Annotated in this window: 19 protein-coding genes, 1 tRNA gene and 1 pseudogene; 12 read left to right on the forward strand and 9 right to left on the reverse strand. The window is 51.8% G+C overall.

All coding sequences use genetic code 11. From position 1 onward, the window contains the following. Positions 1 to 380: 380 nt before the first annotated feature. Together ACT3T7_RS14575 and ACT3T7_RS14580 are read left to right on the forward strand one after the other, a co-directional pair. A complete protein-coding gene (locus ACT3T7_RS14575; RefSeq protein WP_441679530.1) occupies positions 381 to 599 on the forward strand; it encodes a DUF4124 domain-containing protein in 219 nt (72 codons plus the stop codon). A 125-nt stretch (positions 600 to 724) separates the two neighbouring features. Further along, a protein-coding gene (locus ACT3T7_RS14580; protein ID WP_444631423.1) for an IS630 family transposase occupies positions 725 to 1,739 on the forward strand; the annotation gives its coding sequence in 2 pieces (ribosomal slippage) (positions 725 to 1,125 and positions 1,124 to 1,739; 1,017 coding nt in all). 185 nt (positions 1,740 to 1,924) lie between these two features. Here the strand turns inward: ACT3T7_RS14580 and ACT3T7_RS14585 are convergent. Then, positions 1,925 to 2,836: an FRG domain-containing protein gene (locus ACT3T7_RS14585; protein WP_444631424.1), complete on the reverse strand. Its 912-nt coding sequence runs from the start codon at positions 2,834 to 2,836 to the stop codon at positions 1,925 to 1,927. Positions 2,837 to 3,293: 457 nt separating this feature from the next. On the opposite strand from ACT3T7_RS14585, the gene ACT3T7_RS14590 reads away from it, so the two are divergent. Continuing rightward, entirely contained in the window at positions 3,294 to 3,503 is a 210-nt protein-coding gene (locus tag ACT3T7_RS14590; RefSeq protein ID WP_026285835.1) for a hypothetical protein, read from the forward strand. A gap of 123 nt (positions 3,504 to 3,626) precedes the next feature. On the opposite strand, the gene ACT3T7_RS14595 is transcribed toward ACT3T7_RS14590, so the two are convergent. Then, positions 3,627 to 3,806 (reverse strand): hypothetical protein, encoded by a 180-nt coding sequence (locus ACT3T7_RS14595; RefSeq protein WP_193057017.1) that lies wholly within the window; start codon positions 3,804 to 3,806, stop codon positions 3,627 to 3,629. A gap of 214 nt (positions 3,807 to 4,020) precedes the next feature. Between ACT3T7_RS14595 and ACT3T7_RS14600 the strand changes: the two genes are divergently transcribed. Together ACT3T7_RS14600 and ACT3T7_RS14605 are read left to right on the forward strand one after the other, a co-directional pair. Next, positions 4,021 to 4,173 (forward strand): hypothetical protein, encoded by a 153-nt coding sequence (locus tag ACT3T7_RS14600; RefSeq protein ID WP_193054485.1) that lies wholly within the window; start codon positions 4,021 to 4,023, stop codon positions 4,171 to 4,173. A 17-nt stretch (positions 4,174 to 4,190) separates the two neighbouring features. Further along, positions 4,191 to 4,418: pseudogene (locus ACT3T7_RS14605) on the forward strand (tyrosine-type recombinase/integrase); the annotation flags it as partial. Between the two features lie 68 nt (positions 4,419 to 4,486). On the opposite strand, the gene ACT3T7_RS14610 reads toward ACT3T7_RS14605, so the two are convergent. Next, positions 4,487 to 4,563: transfer RNA gene (locus tag ACT3T7_RS14610), tRNA-Ile, on the reverse strand. A gap of 112 nt (positions 4,564 to 4,675) precedes the next feature. On the opposite strand from ACT3T7_RS14610, the gene ACT3T7_RS14615 reads away from it, so the two are divergent. After that, entirely contained in the window at positions 4,676 to 5,266 is a 591-nt protein-coding gene (locus ACT3T7_RS14615; protein ID WP_444631425.1) for a hypothetical protein, read from the forward strand. Positions 5,267 to 5,286: 20 nt separating this feature from the next. Here ACT3T7_RS14615 and ACT3T7_RS14620 read toward each other — a convergent pair whose 3' ends face one another. Genes ACT3T7_RS14620 through ACT3T7_RS14635 form a run of 4 tightly spaced genes read right to left on the reverse strand, consistent with a single transcriptional unit; the run spans position 5,287 to position 9,225 of the window. Then, positions 5,287 to 6,096: an ABC transporter ATP-binding protein gene (locus ACT3T7_RS14620; protein ID WP_444631426.1), complete on the reverse strand. Its 810-nt coding sequence runs from the start codon at positions 6,094 to 6,096 to the stop codon at positions 5,287 to 5,289. After that, a complete protein-coding gene (locus ACT3T7_RS14625; protein WP_444631427.1) occupies positions 6,093 to 7,241 on the reverse strand; it encodes a FecCD family ABC transporter permease in 1,149 nt (382 codons plus the stop codon). Before ACT3T7_RS14625 ends, ACT3T7_RS14620 begins: the two co-directional genes overlap by 4 nt. Positions 7,242 to 7,248: 7 nt before the next feature. Next, positions 7,249 to 8,262 carry a FecCD family ABC transporter permease gene (locus tag ACT3T7_RS14630; protein WP_193054482.1) on the reverse strand — a complete coding sequence of 338 codons (1,014 nt, stop codon included), beginning with the start codon at positions 8,260 to 8,262 and terminating at the stop codon, positions 7,249 to 7,251. A gap of 39 nt (positions 8,263 to 8,301) precedes the next feature. Continuing rightward, the gene (locus tag ACT3T7_RS14635) at positions 8,302 to 9,225 is read right to left on the reverse strand and encodes an ABC transporter substrate-binding protein (protein WP_193054481.1); all 924 of its coding nucleotides are present in this window, start codon (positions 9,223 to 9,225) and stop codon (positions 8,302 to 8,304) included. Positions 9,226 to 9,649: 424 nt separating this feature from the next. On the opposite strand from ACT3T7_RS14635, the gene ACT3T7_RS14640 reads away from it, so the two are divergent. The 6 genes from ACT3T7_RS14640 (at position 9,650) to ACT3T7_RS14665 (ending at position 18,016) form a co-directional block, all read left to right on the forward strand. Continuing rightward, complete coding sequence (locus ACT3T7_RS14640; RefSeq protein ID WP_193054480.1) at positions 9,650 to 11,707, forward strand: TonB-dependent receptor domain-containing protein; 2,058 nt, start codon at positions 9,650 to 9,652, stop codon at positions 11,705 to 11,707. Between the two features lie 178 nt (positions 11,708 to 11,885). Next, the gene (locus ACT3T7_RS14645) at positions 11,886 to 12,800 is read left to right on the forward strand and encodes a LysR family transcriptional regulator (protein WP_444631428.1); all 915 of its coding nucleotides are present in this window, start codon (positions 11,886 to 11,888) and stop codon (positions 12,798 to 12,800) included. Between the two features lie 78 nt (positions 12,801 to 12,878). Further along, the gene (locus tag ACT3T7_RS14650) at positions 12,879 to 13,772 is read left to right on the forward strand and encodes an AEC family transporter (RefSeq protein ID WP_172117536.1); all 894 of its coding nucleotides are present in this window, start codon (positions 12,879 to 12,881) and stop codon (positions 13,770 to 13,772) included. Between the two features lie 99 nt (positions 13,773 to 13,871). After that, the gene (locus ACT3T7_RS14655) at positions 13,872 to 15,050 is read left to right on the forward strand and encodes a PQQ-dependent sugar dehydrogenase (RefSeq protein ID WP_172117535.1); all 1,179 of its coding nucleotides are present in this window, start codon (positions 13,872 to 13,874) and stop codon (positions 15,048 to 15,050) included. Between the two features lie 108 nt (positions 15,051 to 15,158). Further along, complete coding sequence (locus tag ACT3T7_RS14660) at positions 15,159 to 16,604, forward strand: sensor histidine kinase (protein WP_172117534.1); 1,446 nt, start codon at positions 15,159 to 15,161, stop codon at positions 16,602 to 16,604. A gap of 11 nt (positions 16,605 to 16,615) precedes the next feature. After that, positions 16,616 to 18,016: a sigma-54-dependent transcriptional regulator gene (locus ACT3T7_RS14665; RefSeq protein ID WP_172117533.1), complete on the forward strand. Its 1,401-nt coding sequence runs from the start codon at positions 16,616 to 16,618 to the stop codon at positions 18,014 to 18,016. 91 nt (positions 18,017 to 18,107) lie between these two features. Here ACT3T7_RS14665 and ACT3T7_RS14670 read toward each other — a convergent pair whose 3' ends face one another. Both ACT3T7_RS14670 and ACT3T7_RS14675 read right to left on the reverse strand, forming a co-directional pair. Beyond that, on the reverse strand, positions 18,108 to 18,308 hold the full coding sequence (locus tag ACT3T7_RS14670; RefSeq protein ID WP_172117532.1) for a hypothetical protein: 201 nt from the start codon (positions 18,306 to 18,308) through the stop codon (positions 18,108 to 18,110). Between the two features lie 266 nt (positions 18,309 to 18,574). Then, positions 18,575 to 18,982: a hypothetical protein gene (locus tag ACT3T7_RS14675; protein WP_172117531.1), complete on the reverse strand. Its 408-nt coding sequence runs from the start codon at positions 18,980 to 18,982 to the stop codon at positions 18,575 to 18,577. Between the last annotated feature and the right edge of the window lie 149 nt (positions 18,983 to 19,131).

Here is a 19,131-nt window from a genome sequence, read left to right on the forward strand (position 1 = left end):
AAATGGTGGGCCCAGTAGGACTTGAACCTACGACCAAGGGATTATGATAGCGTCCCAAACCCTCATACACTGGCCCGCCACGTCATAAAGCACTGATTTTATTTAGCATTAAAGCTTAACACAGCAAGTTACTACATATTTTGGTTGACCCTATGTTGACGCTACAGGCTTACTGATTACAAGAACCTTCTTTAACGTCTCAAACGCGTATGAAAAATTTAGAATCAGATAGTTACAGCTACTAGGCACATCATAACGACTCATTACATCACCTTAGTGTGGACACCTTTCACGTTGTTCATAAATTTTTGACAATACCCCAATCCCTACTTTTAATTAGAAATATGGATTATGAAAAAACTGTTTTGCCTATTCTTCTGATGCTACCTACGTTCACGGCCAATGCCGATATTTACAAGTGCGTAGTTGATGGCCATACCACTTACCAGGATACACCATGCTTTCAAGGTGCCGTTCCTATGTCTGACAACGGTACGTTTTCGATTATAACGCTCCCTACATCGGCTACCCGCTTATTAGTTCTGCGTATTTATCAACCTGCAAAGCAGTTCTTATGCATTAGCGCTAAGAGCTATTAATCAATCACCAAACTCGAGAATGCAAAGGCCATTGCGACTGCAAGAGGGGATAGTTCTTCCTAAGTGCTTCTGCATAAATTATCGCGCATAATAAACAAAGGTCCATCAGAGTAAAACTCAGAACCATGTCTCGGCGCTTACGTTTCGTTTCTTTAACACCTGGCCAGCAACGTATCTTAAATGAAGCCTACCAATACGGCGAAAAGAGAGCACTACGTCGTCGGGCTCACGCAGTTCTGCTCAACCACAAGGGCCATACGATTAACCAGATTCGCGATATTATCGGGGTTAGGCGCGATACGGTATCGACCTGGTTATCCCAATGGGAAGCAGACGGTATTGAAGGTCTTCAAGACAAGCCTCGCCAAGGACGCCCGCACCTCCTCAGTGAGAGCGATCTGGCTGTGTTAGAACAACTGGTTGAAGAGTATCCCCATCAATTGCCTGTCCTCCATGCCAGGTTTCAGGAGCAGACAGGTAACGTCGTCAGCCAGGACACGTTGCGGCGCGCGTTAAAAAAAAGGCTATAGCTGTAAGCGGGTACGCCGCTCATTGAGGGCACAGCGTGACGAAACAGATTTCCGCCATACGCAAGAGATGATCAATGTGTTGAAGAAGTGGGAAGATGGTGGTGAGTGCGATCTCTATTTCTTTGATGAAGCCGGTTTCTCGCAATCATCGTCACTTCCTTATGCATGGAGCCCGATAGCCAAGCCCTGGGAAGTCATTGCCTATCCACACAGCAAACGGCTGAATGTACTGGGCTTTCTCACCAGAAAAGGTGAGTTCTTTCACCACATGACCACCGACTCAGTGACCACTGAGATCGTTATAGAAGCCTTTGATCAGTTTGCGGCACATAAAGACCCTGACGCATTCGCCGTCGTGATACTGGATAATGCCAGAATGCACCGTTCCAGGGCATTCCAGCGCAAACTTATTGACTGGATGGCACATCGTATTCACCTGGTCTATTTGTCGCCTTATTCGCCGGAGCTGAACCTGATCGAAACCCTTTGGCGCGAAATCAAATACCGATGGCTACCGTTAACAGCCTACCGTTCGTTCGATAAGCTTTGTGAAGCGGTCAAAAACGTATGCAATGGTTATGGCACCAATTACTCAATAACTTTTGCATAACCACTTAGTATGAGCGAAAGAATATTCTTGGCAAACCTTCGAGCACGTACACACGTACCTATGGGGCAATCTGTGCCGTTTTCTCTACTGGGATGGTTCCAATCGCTTACGGAGCGGTCGGCATTCGATAAAGATTTGGAATGAAAAAGTTTTCTAATTATTTTGGCAGGAGTATTTTTAATAGGCTACATCTTAAATCTTTTTTTCAAATACCTTAACATGAAATATTCTTCGGCTTCTTTTGCTGCACCATCTAATCCAGGAAAAAGAAAAGCCCCTGTGCATCCATTTTTTTTACAAATCTCATACATGCTTATGGACTCTTTAATATCTAGAGTGTTCTTTGACAAAAGTTCACTAATAAGTTCTTGGTTATTTAAAATATAGCTTTCTTTCCTATCAGAATTTCCGTAATAAGTAGTAAAGAAACCTTCTTGTGGAGTTATGTTTACGCTTAAAGACGTTGGTGGCTTCATTAATGCATAACCACTTATTTCACTTTTTAAATTCAAACTCAAACCATTTAAAATCCATATAGATATTTCTTTACCGCTTACATCCTCATCTTTCAAACGCATCAATCTCTTCATTCCCCCAACCGATGCAAAATACATGGCAGTATAAAAAGAGCCAGTCCAATCTAAAAGCCTTGTAGGTAGTCCATGATGTTGAGCCATGATCATTATGGAATAACTATTATAATCAGGCCATTCACTTGGTACACTCAGGTCGTTTTCCTCATTATGATAACTCACGCCAAAAGGAACTTTTACTTTATCATCAATTAAATTAAAAGATGCTCTTAAATCATGGCCATCATTAGGAATTAATATTCCTGATTTATCACATCCTTTTATAAAAAACCTAAGTAAATCGTATTCATATCTTCGAAAATCAATCCCTCCTCCTAACAAGCTACCCTCCATATAAAAACTGTATAGATAATCATTGTTACGAACTATTCCTGGCTCAAGTTCGTAACTTGAACACCCTTGTCCCCTAAAAACAAAGCGTGGGTAGTTTCTAAAATCTTTGCTTATTAACTCATAGAGTTGTACTGCACTTTCATATTTACGTTCATGTACAAGATTACCCACAATACCTTCCCCCTGACTACCAACTATCCACAACCTTTTGTGCTAGTCGGTACCCGTCCCTGTTTGCTTCAACCCGCGGCGTGCCCTCTCTATATCGGGGCTTACTTGTCCGCACACTTCATCTACTTGATCCGTCATTAACCAAAGTGTGTATTTGGGCCACTGCTTACAAATAGCTTGCAGCATTTCCCCTTTTGGCGCTCTTCCAGCCTGCTCTATGCTTTCAACAGTTTTTTTTATTGAAACCAATAAGTTGCGCAAATTCAGCGCGGCCAGACGTTTCGACCTCGCGTATTTCTCGCATTTTTTGGGCTAGATCACTGGGCATATACCAACTTCTTCGTATACTAAGTTCGTAGGATACCAATTAACTGGTACACCCGCTCAGCAATATTAAAGCATTAATTAAATTGCTGATTTGAAGATACCACAACATGCCACAGCGAGCAGGTACAGCATGGAAACGAGCAACACGCCCCACGTCCCCGCACCTCAGGTGCCCGTTATGACAATAGAGCGTTTCTCTGAACTCACTGGCCTCACCCCCGACACCATCCGGGGCCAGCTTAACCAGGGAAACCTCCCCATTATAAAAGTGGGCCGTCGTCGTCTCGTTAATGTCGCGCTCTTCACTGCTGAGTGCCTGCAATCGGAGGACTGGACCTAATGGCCGCCCTAGCCCCCGTTGCCACCCTTGAAGCGCCCTGCACGCTGCTGGGCATCGAAGGCCTGACCATCTGCACTCAGCGCCTTATGCTCGACGATAAAGCGACGCCAGACAGTGTTATTGCTACATCAACACATCGTACCGACAGGCGGCTTCTGCTTTATCGCCGTACCTGCTGACCACCTGCCAGCGCTCGACCTGAACGACACCACTATTACCCGTGTTTCTAACGTCCATGAAGGCACTACGTACGGCATCGTCTTTAAGCACTACCAGCACGCCCTGAACTACCTCACCAAGCACTATGGCCTCGCCCCGGCCACTCCCTGCGGTCCCACTGCTACCAATGCCTCCCCCCGTTCCTCGGTAGTGGTTTTCCCCGCGCAACGACCCACAACCCCACGACTAACGCGCCGCCCCTTATCCACAACGGCCTTTAGTCCTTCCGGAGTTATACACATGAGTAAAAAAACAGCCCATCCGGGTCTTTCTCGATCAGGAAATTCATAGCCGGTATTTGATCCAGGCAGGCACCCACGGCCTAACCCCCTCAGCCCTGGGCGAGCGCCTAATTCAGCACGGTATTACCCAGCTAGAAGGCGGCGATAAAACACCGCTGGAAGCCCCTGGTAGTGATGCGCCTCCCGCTCCCACCACCACAAAGGCCTGATCAATGTCCCCTGCCAAGCCTTCACCAACGCTCTTAAAGCGTCAGATATCCAATTGCCTAAAGGGCAGCGCACGCATGTTTTACGGCACACGTTCGCAAGCCACTTCGTGATAAACGGCGGTAACTTACTAATACTTCAAAAGATATTAGGACATCAAAGTATACAAATGACCATGCGTTACGCACATCTAGCACCGGATCATTTAAGGGAAGCAATCACATACGGCCCGAAAGTCTTCGGTTGACACTTGGTTGCCACTTTGAGGAAAAGTACAGAAAGGAAGGGGAAGCGCGAGGATAAGTCATTGAAAAATGGTGGGCCCAGTAGGACTTGAACCTACGACCAAGGGATTATGAGTCCCCTGCTCTGACCAACTGAGCTATAGGCCCAAAAGCGTGCATATAATAGCGAATGTGGCGGGGCGAGGCTACCCCTACGCACGTATCTTCGTGCGGGAATGGCACTTTTTACGGGATTACGGGTCTTGAGATGGAGTTCTTTATGCGGAGACGCGCCTTGAAAGCTTTGATTGCTCTTTTCCCGTTGCTGCTAACGGTGCAGGTTCAGGCCGATTGGCAGCTTGATCCTGGTGAGTCGCGTGTAGAGGCGGCGATTACTCAGCTCAACGGGGCGACACCTCAAACGCATCATCATCAGGTGCGTAATTTAGAAGGTGATATCTCGCCCGATGGCACGCTGCGCCTGCCCCTCAAGTTGAGCCAGACCGATCTGCTTTCGCGCTTTAATGATCTACCGCCGTGGGTCGCGCTGCTGTCGAATACTCCGCTGGTCACACTGGTTGGGCAGATGCCGCCGGAACGGCTGGATGCACTGGATATCAATGAGTCGCTGGTCGAGACCATTACCTTTAGTGTACAAAACGAAATGGTGAACCGGGAGGAGTCGGTGCCCTTGCGCTTTACCCGCGAAGGCTTGAATCAAGTGAGGGTGACTCACGCAGAGCCAATGACGCTGGATGGCAAGACGTTAATGGCGAACACCACGGTCCGTACTCTGCTATCCATGCTTGGCTATCAACAGATTGACGATAACGTGCCCATTACCCTGAATGCCTTGCTGATTAACCGCTAAGCCTTTAGCGAATAATCTTTTTAAGCGGGCTCGGTCGCCCGGCGCACATTAGCCAGTAACGGGCTACCGGTCGCCGGGTCGGAAAGTAACGTGCAGTCGACCTGATACAGCTTGCGCACCAGCTCTGGCGTGACCACATTCGCAGGCGCGCCCTGATCAACAATTTTTCCATCACACATGGCGATCAAGTGGTCCGCGTAGCGGCAAGCGCTGGCTAAATCATGCAGTACCATCACCACGGTGCGCCCATGCCCAGCCAAGTGGCGCACCAGTTCAAACACCTCGATCTGGTGGCCTAAATCAAGCGCGGAAGTCGGCTCATCCAGCAGTAAAAGCGGCGTTTGCTGAGCGATGGTCATAGCGATCCAGGCACGCTGGCGTTGCCCACCCGAAAGCGCATCAATGGGGCGATCCGCTAAATCCTCAAGCCCTGCCGCTAAAAGCGCGTGTTGTACCACCCGCTGGTCTTCGGCCGACCATTGCCGCAACCAGCCCTGATGCGGCTGACGCCCAAAGCGAATCAGTTCCGTTACCGTTAGCCCTTCTGGGGCGATAGCTTCCTGGGGCAGCAGCGCCAACTGAGTGGCGAGTTGGCGAGACGGTAAGCGTTGAATATCTTCACCGTTAAGCAACACGCTACCTTCATCGGGCTTATGCAAACGCGCCAGGCCCGCAAGTAATGTCGATTTACCACATCCGTTAGGCCCTACAATGGCCGTCACTTTGGCACTGGGCAGTGTCACGTCCAGGCCATCGATCACCCGCCGCGTGCCATAACCCATGCTTAATGCGTGAGTGGCTAGTGTGGGCGGGGTTCGAAAATCGTTCATGCGTGACTCCGTTGCGGGCGCATCAAAATCCATAAAAGCCAGGGGCCGCCGATGATGGCGGTGACAATACCAACCGGCAGTTCGATTGGCGATAGTAGCGTTCGTCCCGCAAGGTCCGCTAACACCATCACGAGCGCACCTGCCAGCGTAGCCGCGACTACCGGCACATGACGCGGAGTGGAAAGTGCACGGGCAATCTCAGGGCCGATTAGCCCCACCATGCCTACGGGGCCCGCCACCGCAACGGCCAGGGCCGTTAAAGCAACCGATAGCAGTAATATTTGGATACGGCGTACGGTGGTGTTGATGCCCAAACCGCTGGCCGTAGCGTCGGAAAACCGTAACACTGTGAGTGAGCGTGCCAGCACTAGTGCGGCAACAAAGCCCAGCGCTAAGCCAACTCCCAGTAGCTGGACTGAGCCGCCGGAACGGGCATTGAGGGAACCGACAGTCCAGGGGTAAGCAGCATTGGCTGTATCGATAGCCACGCGCGCCAACATCAGTTGCGTGATGGCCCCAAAGATGGCTCCTACCCCAACACCCGCAACGATAAACCGGTACCCTTGCGTGCCGCTGCCAGCTGCAAGCCCAAAGGTAATAACGGCAGCCGTGGCGGCGCCGGTCAAGGCCATCGCGGAAGGCGCCAGTGATACGCTCATCCCCACAACGGAGGCCACCGCAAAGGCGGTGGCACCGTTATCAATACCAATAATACCGGGCGTGGCCAAGCGGTTACGTGCCAGCGTTTGCATCAAAATACCCGCCAGCGCAAAGGCGCCTCCGGTCAAACAGGCGGCCACAAGCCGCGGCAAGCGTAACTCCTGCACCATAAAACCGGTCATCATATCGCCCTGCCCAGCCAGCGCTTGCACTACATCACGCGGGTCCAGCGTGATGGTGCCAAGGCTAAGGTAGGCAATGCAGGCGAGCAGCAGTACAACCACTAATCCACTGTTAACCCAAACGGCTCGCTGCTCAAGCAGAATACTGTAGCCATCGCCTCGGTGCTCGCCCCAGCGCCAGTAGCCCGTCGGCGGCTCTACCGGCTCTTCTTCATAACGCGCCATGCCCATATCGGGTGTTCTCGCGACCACAGCCGTGGCGCCCTGTTTTTTGAATTCAGCTTTTAACCAGCGAGGCGTCATAACAAACTCACAACATGGGTAAACGGCGGGCGCGTACAACAGCAATAAGCACAGGCGCTCCGCACAATGCCGTAAGAACACCCAGCGGTAGTTCAGAGGGAGCGACCACCAAGCGGGAAATAACATCGGCCGAGACGACGATTAACGGGCCAATCGGTAAACAAAACCATAGAGTGCGTCGGATATCTGGCCCGGCAAACGCGCGAGCAACAAAAGGCACTACCAGCCCGACAAAAATAATAGGCCCGGCAATGGCCGTTGCGGCCCCGACCAAAAGCGCTACGCAAAGTACGACCAATGCACGAATCAGCTGAGGATGATGCCCCAGCCCCGATGCCATCCGCTCCCCGAGTGCTAATGCGGATAAAGGGCGCGCAATCAACACAACCAAAAGCGTGCAAAAGGCGATAGAAGGCAATACGGCTATTAGATCTTCCAGACGACGGCCGGCCAAACTGCCAATCACCCAGAAGCGCACTTCGTCAGCAGAGCGCTGGTCAAACAGCAGCAGTAGCGCGGTCATCGCCCCCAGCAACGCCGAGAAAGCAGCACCGGCCAGCACCAGGCGCACTGGGTCATTACCCACGCCGCGCCAACGCGCTACGCCCAATACGCAGAGGCAGCCTATCAATGCACCCAACTGCGCAACGGAAATACGCAGGGTGGCCGCACTTGAACCCAGCACTAGCGCCAGCGCAACAGCAAATGCCGCCCCCGCACTGACGCCCAGCAACCCCGGTTCCGCTAGCGGGTTACGCGCAACGGCTTGCAAGAGCGCACCCGAAACACCCAGCGCCATACCCACCACAATGCCAATCAAGGTGCGTGGTGCACGCAGTTCCCATACCACAAAATGCGCGTCGCTGTCTTCGCTACCCAACAGCATAGAGAGCGCTTGTAATGGCGAAACGCTGCCAGCCCCCACCAACAAACTAACGACGCTCACCGCCACTAGGGCGGTGAGCAGGCTTAACAGCAGCGTTCGTTGTTCAAAGCGCTGCGTTAGCGAACTTACTGACATGTTCGTTCCTTCACAGGCGTACCTTGATAGTAAGGACGCTTAAGGCAAGAGCGCTTGTTCGATATCGTTCAGAATGGCCTGGGCGGCCAGCGGCCCTGAGGCGCTGCTCCATACTTGGCCATTCACAGGCACAACGTGTTCTTGTTGCACAACATTCAAACGGGTGAAGGCATTACTCTGTTCGGCAGCCTCCAACGCTTGCTGGCCATCTTCATTTAGCGTGGCAAGAAATAGCCAGTCGCTGTCAATCAGTGAGAGGTTTTCAAGGCTTAATACATCGCTATGGGCACTTCCCTCACTGACCAGGCCTTCGTCTTCCACTATCAGCCCTGTCGAAGCAAGTACGCCGGTTGAAAACAGCTCAGAGGACATGACCATGGGGCCAGCAGGCATCCACCGCACCAGGTAAGCGGTGCCACCGACATTGGCATCACTCAAACGTTCGTTAAGCTCTGCGGCACGCTGCTCCACCTTTTCAAGCGCTTCATCAATTTCTGCTTCTTTACCCAGCGCCTGACCAAACAGCTGCGTTTCTGCTTTCCAGCTGTCTCGAGAAAAACCGCTTGTTTTAGGGACGACCGTGGGGGCAATACGTGACAGCAACTGGTACTGCTCTTCAGAAAGCTGTGGTGCTGCAAGAATCAGGTCAGGCTGTAAACGAAGTACCGCTTCGATATTGAGTTCACGGGTAACACCGACCATTTCCAGCGTGCTTACATCGGTGTGCTCACCAATGTAAGCCGCGACATCCTTGCTGCCACGCGAAGCAATGGCGCCTATCGGGGTGACACCGGCGGCCAACGATGCGTCTAACGCGCCTTCATATAGCGTTACAACACGCTCTGGCGCATCAGGTACTTCAATTTCTCCAAAAGCAGTCTCCAGCTCTCGGGCTTGCGCATTGGTAATCAAGCTACTCAATAGCACACCGGACAAGCCAAGACGCAGTAACGAACGCAGCATAGTGAATCCCTACTGTTAATTGATTTCTTTAATAGTAACGATTCTCAAAAACAAATGCAGTACTGTTTCACAGAATAACGTGTTCCATTTATGGCAACACCCTACCTTGGCAATCTCCAGGCTTTATTGCACCAGGCTCCCCTTTTCTTTTATTTCGCATTCAAAGACTTTTCTTTTTTTGCCTCCACTCTTCTTTTTCTACCTGGTTTTTCTACCGGGTTAATCGACACAAAAGCGCCTGTTACATTCCACACACATAAAAATTACAAACGTATACGGTTGCGTACATCACAACGACATGTTCATGGTTTTTTTATCGATTTATGGAACCTTTAACAATAGAATACAAATCTCATATGAGAACCAGTATCATATGCCAATATATTCATAAAAGCAGAGCGCACTATTATCTCAAGGGAAAAACATGACTTACTTTTCACGTCGCGCCTTGGCCAAGGCTGTCAGTCTGTCTTCAATGGCTATCGCTGCCGCTGCTACCGCCCAGGATAACACTTCGCTTGATACGATGGTGGTAACTGCCTCGGGCTTCGAGCAGTCGATTGCGGATGCACCCGCTAGTATTTCGGTCATCAGCGGTGAAGAGTTGAACCGTCAGTCCTATAGCGATATTACGGATGCGGTAATGAACATTCCCGGTGTCTATGTGACCGGTGGCGGGGAAGCGCAGGACATCAGTATCCGCGGGATGGACAATAGCTACACGCTGTATCTGATTGATGGCCGCCCTGTTTCTGCCGGGCGCGCCGTCAATACCAATGGCCAGGATGAAGGCAAACAGATCGGTCTTCCGCCCATTTCGATGATTGAGCGTATCGAGGTTATCCGCGGCCCCATGTCCTCGCTTTACGGATCGCAGGCAATGGGCGGCGTTATCAACATCATTACCAAGCGCGTGCCGGATGAGTGGTCGGGGCAGGTGACCACTGAGTACACCCACTCCCTCAACGATATTAATAACGACTCACAGCAGGTCAGTTTCTATACCGGTGGCGCGCTGATCGAAGGGTTGCTTGGCTTACGTGTGCATGGCAGCTGGCACGGTACAGAAGAGAGTGACTACGAAGGCGGTAGCGACAACGCTGAAAGCACGCCTGACAGCGATACACGCCAGATTGGCGCCGAGCTCACTTTGACCCCCGACGAGCTGAACGAATTTAGCGCGGGCTATACCGCTTCCACCAAAGAATTCACTCATACGCCTGGCCGAAGCATTCCAGAAATTGATAGCCGAGGAAACCCTGCCAGCACCAGCACCTATCGATACGATAAGGATGTATTCACGCTGGGTCATAAAGGCACGTACGGCGCCTTTATGACAGATACTTACCTACAGCATGACATCTCAGAACGAGTAAACACCACGCCCGACGAGAAGCGCGAGAAAGTAACGACGTTTAATAGCCAATCGACCTACTTCTGGGGCGATCACATGCTGACCTTCGGCGGTCAGTACCGGGTAGAAGACCTTGTCGATGACACCAATGGACTCATCGGCAACAGCCCTAACGCCATGCGCAGTGTTGATCGCTGGATTGCTGCGCTGTTCATCGAGATGGAGTGGAGTCTTACGGATGCTTTCAGCGTCACAACCGGCATGCGTTACGACGACGATGAGCTATTCGGCGGCCACCTGTCTCCGCGTGTTTATGCCAACTACCACCTGACGCCTGAGTGGACGCTCAAGGGCGGCGTCTCTACCGGTTACTCCCAGCCAGGCCTTGCTGCTGCCACTGAAGGTTTTGGACGAGGCACTGGCGGCAGTGGCTCTCCAGCGCCCCATGCCCGTGCGCTGATCATCGGTAATGAAAATCTCGATCCTGAAACCAGCACCAACTATGAAGCCGGGTTTGTGTTTACCAGCAATGATAGCCGCCTTACTTCAAGCATGATGCTGTTCCACACCCAGTTTGATGACAAGATCGCCGAAGACCGCTACTGCAACACGGCGGGTGCTGATCGCAATGACCCCTCCACATGGGAATGCCCCTACGCCGGGAACGAGTATGTATTCATCAGCACCTACCGGAATATTGATAAAGCAGAAATACAGGGTGTCGAGTTCTCGTTAGATTATGACGTTACTCAAGATGTTCGCTTACGCTCCAGCTACACCTTTACCGACTCCGAGCAGAAATCAGGTGAGTTTGCAGGCCAACCGTTGAACAAGGTCCCCGAACATATGTTCAACCTCGTGGTTGATTGGCAAGCCACGCCTGAGTTGAACCTGTGGACACAAGGTAATTATCGCGGCTCCACTAGCGATTATCTGTCGCGCACCAGTATGGATGATGGCACACCAGGGTATGGTTTTGTCGATGCTGGGTTGGTTTATAGCCTAACGGACCGCGCGCAGGTTAAAGCGGGTATCTACAATATTGCCAATAAAGAAGTGACGAACGATGAGTATGGAGTCGTGCTGGATGGTCGTCAGTATAACTTGGGTCTAACGTTCGACTTCTAAGAACAGCTTAACTGGCAATACATTCTCGATCCTTTTACCCCGTTTAACGCGGGGTTTTTTGTTTTGTTTAACGTGAATTATAACGTTTAGCTGATCGCCAGAACTGTAATGTATATTATTTGCATTCACATTATTAAGTGGCACAATAGACGCTTCTTAATTGACCTGTGGCGCGACCATGTATGACTTTGACGAACTGGCTGCTTTCGCGGATGTAATGGCGACCGGTAGCGTGACACACAGTGCGCAAAAGCTGGGGTTAGCAAAATCAACACTGAGTCGTCGTATCAGTCAGTTGGAAGCACGGCTTAATCAGCCTCTACTACGCCGCCAGGCCAATCGTTTAATTCCTACCGAGGCTGGCCTGCTCTTTCATACGTACTGTACTGAATTGCTCTCGATGGCAAGCCACAGCCAGGAAGCCTTGGCCGAGCTGCGCGAAGAAATTAGTGGCAAAGTCACGCTGGAAATCCATGGGGCCTTGGCGCGAAGCTGGATGGCCCCTGTGGTCAATGCCTTTTTAAACAGTTACCCAAAAGTAGAGCTAGAGCTTCGAACCCGCGAAACACCGCCCACCAAAATGCATAGCAATAGCGTGCATGTATGGCTGGGCTTTACCAATGAATGCGGGCTTAACCAGGAGTGTCTGGGCCATTTAACCCGCGGGTTATATGCCAGCCCACGCTATCTGGCCGAAAACGGGTCACCAACCCATCCTGATGAGTTACCCCAGTACGCCTGGATCGACTTGCTCAACACGGCATCCAACGGACTAACGCTCCATCACGCCAGGTACGGTGATTATCTTTTCGACCCGCCACGCTCGCGCCTGCGCGTCGATTTGACCGCGCTGCATATCGACGCCATTGCGGGTCATCAAGGGATAGGTCTACTGCCCCACTGGTTAGTTAAACGGCGTGAAGAACATCACCCTGGCGAGCTGGTCCCTTGCCTAGTGGGCTGGGAGCCTACGCCGCTGCCCATTAATTTACTTTACGCTTACGGCCACCAACCTCGGCGAACCAACGCGTTGCTTGATTTTTTGCGCCAGCACGTTCCCGTGCAGTGGCAACGTTCAGCCGTAAACGCTTAACGAATTTTGCGTATTCGCCTTGCCTATTAGCAGGCTCATTAACGACAATAGGCAACCCACGATTGCCAAGGACCGTTAATGCTTGCCGAACTGTTTGCTGTTATGGCCCCCGTACTTGCCGGTGCGGGGTTAGGTTTTTTGTGGATTCGGCTAGGACACCCTTATCCTGTCGATTTTGTTACTCGACTGGTTTTCAACATCGGCACGCCCGCGCTGGTGTTGGCCTCGCTTGCGGGTGCCGACATAGATGCCGACACCTTTGGTCGCACCATGCTGGCGACTGCGCTGGTGATCATCACCATGGGGCTAGCGACCTTTGCTGTTGCCAAGCTGCTGGGCCGTGACTGGCGCGTTCTGCTGTCTCCCATGATGTACCCCAATACCGGCAACATGGGGCTACCAGTGGTTCTTTATGCATTTGGTAGCGCTGGTTTTGCTTATGGCATCACGGTGATGGTAACGGTCTCGCTGTTCCAGTTCACTCTGGGCTCTGTTCTCAATAGCCAAGGCAACCCGCTAAAAACGCTCGTTAAGACCCCGACGGTATATGCCATTTTAATTTCCATGGTGCTGCTGCTAACCGATACCTCACTACCGCCTTGGCTTGGCAACACCGTAGGCCTTATGTCGGGCTTTACCGTGCCGCTGATGCTGATCACCCTGGGTGTTTCCTTGGCGAGCATTCAGGTAAAAAGCCTGCGTTCCGGGTTAGGGTTTAGCCTCGTGCGCATACCGTTGGCGGCGGTGGCGGCCTGGTTCATCGCAGGCTGGGTAGGGCTTCCGCCGCTGGCGCAAGGCATTCTCGTTTTACAAATGTGTATGCCCGTGGCGGTGTTTAACTATTTATTTGCCCAGCGTGCCCGGCGTGAGCCAGCCTACGTGGCCAGCCTGGTATTTTGCTCGACCCTGTTAGCACTGATCTACCTACCGATACTGTTAGCACTCCTAATGCCTTCTCTTGGTGGGGAATGAGCCCAATAGGAAAAGTCCCTGCTAGACTGATGATGGCCTTATTACAAGGTTCGCCCCGCTGAGGTTCCCCTTGGGCTCATCACTACAGGAGAATGCGCTATGCACGTGGAACAAAACGCCAAGCCGGTTACTTCATGGCTATCAACCGTTTTGGGCGGACTGCTGCTAACGAGTGCAGCGGGTACGGCGCATGCTGAGGTTGTCCATGAATCTATCGAAACCGAGCATCTAGCCGTCGCCATTGAGCGGGTAGCCTCGGGGTTTGAACACCCTTGGGCGGTGGCATTTCTTCCAGATGGCCGCCTCCTGGTAAGCGAGCGCAACGGGCAACTAAATCTGGTGGATTCGCGCAGCGGTGAATATCAGGCGCAGGAGGGCATGCCAACGGTCAATCATCATGGCCAGGGTGGCCTACTTGACGTGGTACTACACCCGGATTTTGCAGACGGCAGCGGCGAACACGACTGGATTTACGTTACCTGGAGCAAACCCGACGCTAACAACAGCCGTACAGCGCTTTCGCGTGTTTACTGGCAAGATGACCAATTAGGCGATGTAGAGCATCTGTTTGAGCAGGATCGCGCCTCGGCTCCCGGTCGCCATTACGGCTCACGCCTGGCCTGGTTAAACGATGGTACGCTGCTTATGAGCGTTGGCGACCGGGGTTCGGAGCCTTCCAGAGCGCAGGCGCGCGATGACCACGCAGGCTCTACGCTGCGCTTGACCGAAACAGGCGGCGTGCCGGAAAACAACCCGTTTGTGAATGATGCCAACACCCGAGATGAGATCTACTCGCTGGGTAATCGTAATATTCAAGGTATGACCGTATTGAAAAACGGTGAGCCGTGGGTATCGGAACATGGCCCGCTCACGGGAGATGAGCTGAATCACATCAAGGCAGGTGCTAACTACGGCTGGCCTGAGGTTACGCTCGGCAACGATTACGCTACCCAGCAACCCATAGGCGAAAAGTCGCTGCCAAGCATGGAAGACCCGAATTATGACTTTGAAGGACGTTTTGCACCATCCGGCTTAGCCGAAGTCAGAGGAAGCACGTTCAACGCTTGGGAGGGCAACCTGCTCGCAGGTGGTTTAAGCAGTGAACAGCTGCTACGCCTCACGCTTAATGGCGATGAAGTTACTGAAAGTGAGCGTATTCTTGATGGTCATATTGGCCGTATTCGTGATGTGCGCCAAGGCCCAGACGGCGCCATTTACTTGCTAACCGATGAGCGCCAAGGCAGCCTTTATCGGCTACTGCCTGCAGAATCCCCTTAATCCGGCGATTCTTTGATGGCCCCATGTTCATAACTCTATTCATCAACCGCCGTTTCTACTGATAATGCTTTTCACTGATGAAACGCTTAATGCCACCATGGAAGCAGCATGCGACTTCGTAATTTAATTATCATCACCGTCATCGTACCGCTGTTTGTTGTATTGGTGGTGTTCAGCTTAGTGGCCATAAAATCGCTGGAAGACAATGTTCGCTCCAAACTGCAAACGGAAGTCGAGATCATTACTCGGGCGCTTAGCACCTCACTGAGTGGTGCGGTCTCCCGAGACAGCCCAACACCGCTAGAAGAAGCACTGCAATCGGCGTTTTCGTTCCATCGAATTTATGGCGCTTACGTCTTTGACCTTCAGGGGCGCGAAGTTTACGGGCTGGGCTTAGGCAAAGACCTTTTCTCTCCCGAAGAGATCCGCCAGGTAATTGAGCAGGATGACCTTTACAGTAATTATCGCCAGTATGATGGCTGGACCTATTACTCGGCCATCATCCCACTACGCACCCAGGATGGCACCGTTCATGGTGCACTTCAGGTTAACCGCTTAAATACCGGCATCGAAAATTACACCGGGTTTATAAGTATTGTGGCGGTTCTGGTGTTTGTCATTGGCGCAGCTGGCATCGTCTTTAGCATTTGGTGGGGGTTTAGGCGCTATATTGAACGTCCGCTTAATCGTTTATTGCACGTTATGCTGCTGGTGGAAGACGGTGATCGTAGCCAGCGTGCGACGATAGACGGCCCGGCTGAGTATAGTCGGCTTGCCTCAGGTTTAAATGGCATGCTCGACGCCATGGCTGAAAAAGATCACGATATTGAAGAGCGTCAACAGCGTGAAATTGAGCTTGAAAAGCGCCTGCGTAAATCCAAAAAACTGGCAGAGCTGGGTGTTCTTGCAGCCGGCGTCGCCCACGAAATTGGCGCCCCCCTTACGGTTATTAACGGCCAGGCCCAGCGGCTAGCTCGCCGAAACGTCATTGGCGATGAGGAACGGGCCAAACTTGTCCGCATTCGCGGCGAAGTTGAGCGAATTGTCGAAATAGTTCGTCAATTAATGGAATTAGGCCGACAGCATAATGTCGAAAAAGGCGAACTGGCGCTTGATCGGTTAATTCAAAATGCCAGCGATTTAGTAGAAGAGGAGCTTGAACCGCGAAATATCCGGTTGGATATCCATCTTCCCTCGCCCACGCCTCATTTACTGGCAAACGAACAGCAAATCGTTCAGGTGCTTACCAATCTACTGCGTAATGCAGCGCAAGCTCCTAACGTAAGCCATATCCGCGTACGCGTACGTACGCATGATCATGAATTAACGCTCTATGTAGAAGACGATGGCCCTGGCATCCCTGCTAGCAACCATCAGCACGTTTTTGACCCATTTTTCACTACCAAACCGGTGGGTCAAGGCAGTGGCTTGGGGCTCTCCATGGTGCACCGTATTATTAATGACCACGGCGGTACGATTGGTGTGTTTGACAGCGCTCTTGGTGGCGCTGGATTTGAAATCACACTTCCACTTAGTGAAACCGCATCCGCTTGAGGACAACATTTGTGACCCATCAGGAACATCCTTTACCTTTGCTGGTAGTGGAAGATGACCCCGCTATCCGAGAGCTTTTAGAAGAAGAGTTGAACGATGCGGGCTATCAAACGCTTGGCGTGCCCAGCGCTGAAGAGGCCATTGCCCTACTAAGCCATACCCCTGTGGCCATGATGATTACCGATGTACGCCTGCCGGGGATGACGGGCATTCAGCTGCTGCAGCAAATTCGTCAAAGTGGCAGCGAATTGGGGATCATCGTTATTACCGCTTTTGGCACTATCGATCAGGCCGTTGAAGCGCTCAAGCTTGGCGCCAACGACTTCCTGACCAAGCCACTTGACCTTGATGCTATCCGTGAGGCGGTCTTTCGGGTGCTGGAGCGCCAGCGTCTATCGCTTTCACACGATACAGAGCTCAGCCACTTTCATGGCATTGTGGGCAAAAGTAATGTTATGCAGTCGCTGTTTCATGACGCATCGCGATTGGCTAAAAGTAATGCACCCATTCTTATTTTGGGGGAAAGCGGTACCGGCAAGGAGCTTTTGGCGCGCGCCATTCATCAGGAAAGCCCTCGCCATGAGGCCCCTTTTATCCCCGTCAACTGCGCCAGCATACCTGCTGAGCTGATGGAAAGTGAGTTTTTCGGCCATGTGAAAGGCGCCTTTACCGGGGCCAATGAAGCGCGCAAAGGGCTTTTTCATACCGCTCAAGGTGGCAGTCTGTTTTTAGATGAAATAGGCGAAATGCCGATCAACCTCCAGGCCAAGCTGCTCCGGGCGCTTCAGGAAAAAACCGTGCGCCCGGTCGGCGGCGAGCGCGAAGAAGCTGTGGATGTGCGCATCATCGCGGCGACCCACCGCAACCTGGATAAAGAGATTGAGCAGGAGAGTTTTCGTAGCGACTTGTTTTATCGTCTGGAAACCTTTTCACTGCGCATTCCTCCCCTGCGTGAACGGGGCAGCGATATTGAACATCTGATTTTTGCGTTGATTGATAAACATGCGGAAGCGCAAAACAAGCAGATTGAGCAAATTGAGCCCGAGGCACTCAACAGCCTGCTGAATTACACCTACCCCGGTAACGTCCGCGAATTGGAAAACGCCATTATGCGAGCGGTAACGCTCAGTGAAGAGGGTCTTTTGCAGCACCAGGATTTACCCGAACGCTTGCGCGAGAATTCTCATCCGGAAGCTGGTGCCGAGATCACGCCGACGTTAAGCGGAGAAGTACTGCCAGGGGCACAGTTACCGACGCCCTCGCCCACTCGATGGCCTAGCCTGGAGGAAGTGGAAAAGCGCTATATTCGAAAAGTGCTCGAAGCGACAGGAGGCAACAAACGCCGAACAGCGGAGCTTTTGGGTATCGCTCGACGCACACTCTATCGCCGTCTTGAAGATAGCGAAGAGTAGATCAACAGGACTAGTTCAATCGGACTAGACCAACAGGACTCTGTATGAAAAGGCCAACCCCCATCGCTGGTCTGGCCTTTACGTGAAAAACTTAAGTACCGTCTTCTGTTGGCGGTACGCCGGTAGCATCATCATTGGCCATCGGCCCCTGATTCAGCGGTTCTTCAGGCTCCGGCTGAGCATTCTCATTGGGGGGACTGTCTTCTCCACATCCCACCAGAAAAACCGTGCTTGATGCGCAGATAAAGGCCAACAACAGTGCCTTGATGCGTGTTTTATCGAGTATCACCATGCCGCTCTCCTTTGCTTATCACAGTGGTATGAGTACCAACCTTGCCTTTATCAACCTTGTCTTTATCAACATAGCCAGGCGCGTCTACGATGCAAGCGTCTGGCTGCGGTAGCGCGGGCACACGGGTAGCAACCCTTAGTAGCATCATACTTCAGCGCAAAAAAAACCCTCGCAGGTGCGAGGGTAAAGATGATAAACCGTGTGGAGCAGCCGCAGGGAACGAACAGCTGAAGCGGCTTATCATCGTAGGGAACAGTACGTAGGTATTAGCCGTTAGTTAACTCATCATCATTTTCTTCATCGGCGGCTCCTGGCATGGGATCTGTACCTTCACCAAAACCGGGCTCTTCTTCAACATCTTGGGTACGCGCCTCATCTTCAGGCTGTATTGACTCTTGCGGGACAATTGCTTCATCGTTATCTGCTGAACCCGTGCCTGCTGGATCAGCGGGATCTGCGGCTTGATCCGTTGAGGAAGGCTCTTGGGTCATAGTGGCATCCTGCTCAACGTCAGGTGCTGCACTTTGCTCCATGGTTTCAGGCTGTTGGGCAGGCGGCAATTCTTCTTCATTGTCACCACAGCCAGCAAGCAAGAGGACACTGGCAGCAGTTGCGATCATGCACAAAGAAAGTAGACGTGGGCGCTTCGCTTTTACATCCGCGTGCTTATTCATAAAATTCATCTCCTTGAAACCTGCAAAAAACATCCTGAATCACTATCCTAAGCCAAGCACACATCAAGCCAACTCAATGAATTATTAAAAATAATAATTAAAATCAATACCTTAAAATAAAAAAATCACTATTAACAATCAACCACGCG

Origin of the sequence: Halomonas sp. 111, from assembly GCF_052379685.1 — a bacterium.
In the GTDB taxonomy this organism is placed as follows: domain Bacteria; phylum Pseudomonadota; class Gammaproteobacteria; order Pseudomonadales; family Halomonadaceae; genus Vreelandella; species Vreelandella citrativorans.

Coding starts and splice junctions, on each gene's coding strand:
- ACT3T7_RS14575 (WP_441679530.1), top strand. CDS start 381: ATGCTACCTACGTTCACGGCCAATGCCGATATTTACAAGTGCGTAGTT.
- ACT3T7_RS14590 (WP_026285835.1), top strand. CDS start 3,294: ATGGAAACGAGCAACACGCCCCACGTCCCCGCACCTCAGGTGCCCGTT.
- ACT3T7_RS14615 (WP_444631425.1), top strand. CDS start 4,676: ATGCGGAGACGCGCCTTGAAAGCTTTGATTGCTCTTTTCCCGTTGCTG.
- ACT3T7_RS14620 (WP_444631426.1), bottom strand. CDS start 6,096: ATGAACGATTTTCGAACCCCGCCCACACTAGCCACTCACGCATTAAGC.
- ACT3T7_RS14625 (WP_444631427.1), bottom strand. CDS start 7,241: ATGACGCCTCGCTGGTTAAAAGCTGAATTCAAAAAACAGGGCGCCACG.
- ACT3T7_RS14630 (WP_193054482.1), bottom strand. CDS start 8,262: ATGTCAGTAAGTTCGCTAACGCAGCGCTTTGAACAACGAACGCTGCTG.
- ACT3T7_RS14635 (WP_193054481.1), bottom strand. CDS start 9,225: ATGCTGCGTTCGTTACTGCGTCTTGGCTTGTCCGGTGTGCTATTGAGT.
- ACT3T7_RS14640 (WP_193054480.1), top strand. CDS start 9,650: ATGACTTACTTTTCACGTCGCGCCTTGGCCAAGGCTGTCAGTCTGTCT.
- ACT3T7_RS14645 (WP_444631428.1), top strand. CDS start 11,886: ATGTATGACTTTGACGAACTGGCTGCTTTCGCGGATGTAATGGCGACC.
- ACT3T7_RS14650 (WP_172117536.1), top strand. CDS start 12,879: ATGCTTGCCGAACTGTTTGCTGTTATGGCCCCCGTACTTGCCGGTGCG.
- ACT3T7_RS14655 (WP_172117535.1), top strand. CDS start 13,872: ATGCACGTGGAACAAAACGCCAAGCCGGTTACTTCATGGCTATCAACC.
- ACT3T7_RS14660 (WP_172117534.1), top strand. CDS start 15,159: ATGCGACTTCGTAATTTAATTATCATCACCGTCATCGTACCGCTGTTT.
- ACT3T7_RS14670 (WP_172117532.1), bottom strand. CDS start 18,308: ATGGTGATACTCGATAAAACACGCATCAAGGCACTGTTGTTGGCCTTT.
- ACT3T7_RS14675 (WP_172117531.1), bottom strand. CDS start 18,982: ATGAATAAGCACGCGGATGTAAAAGCGAAGCGCCCACGTCTACTTTCT.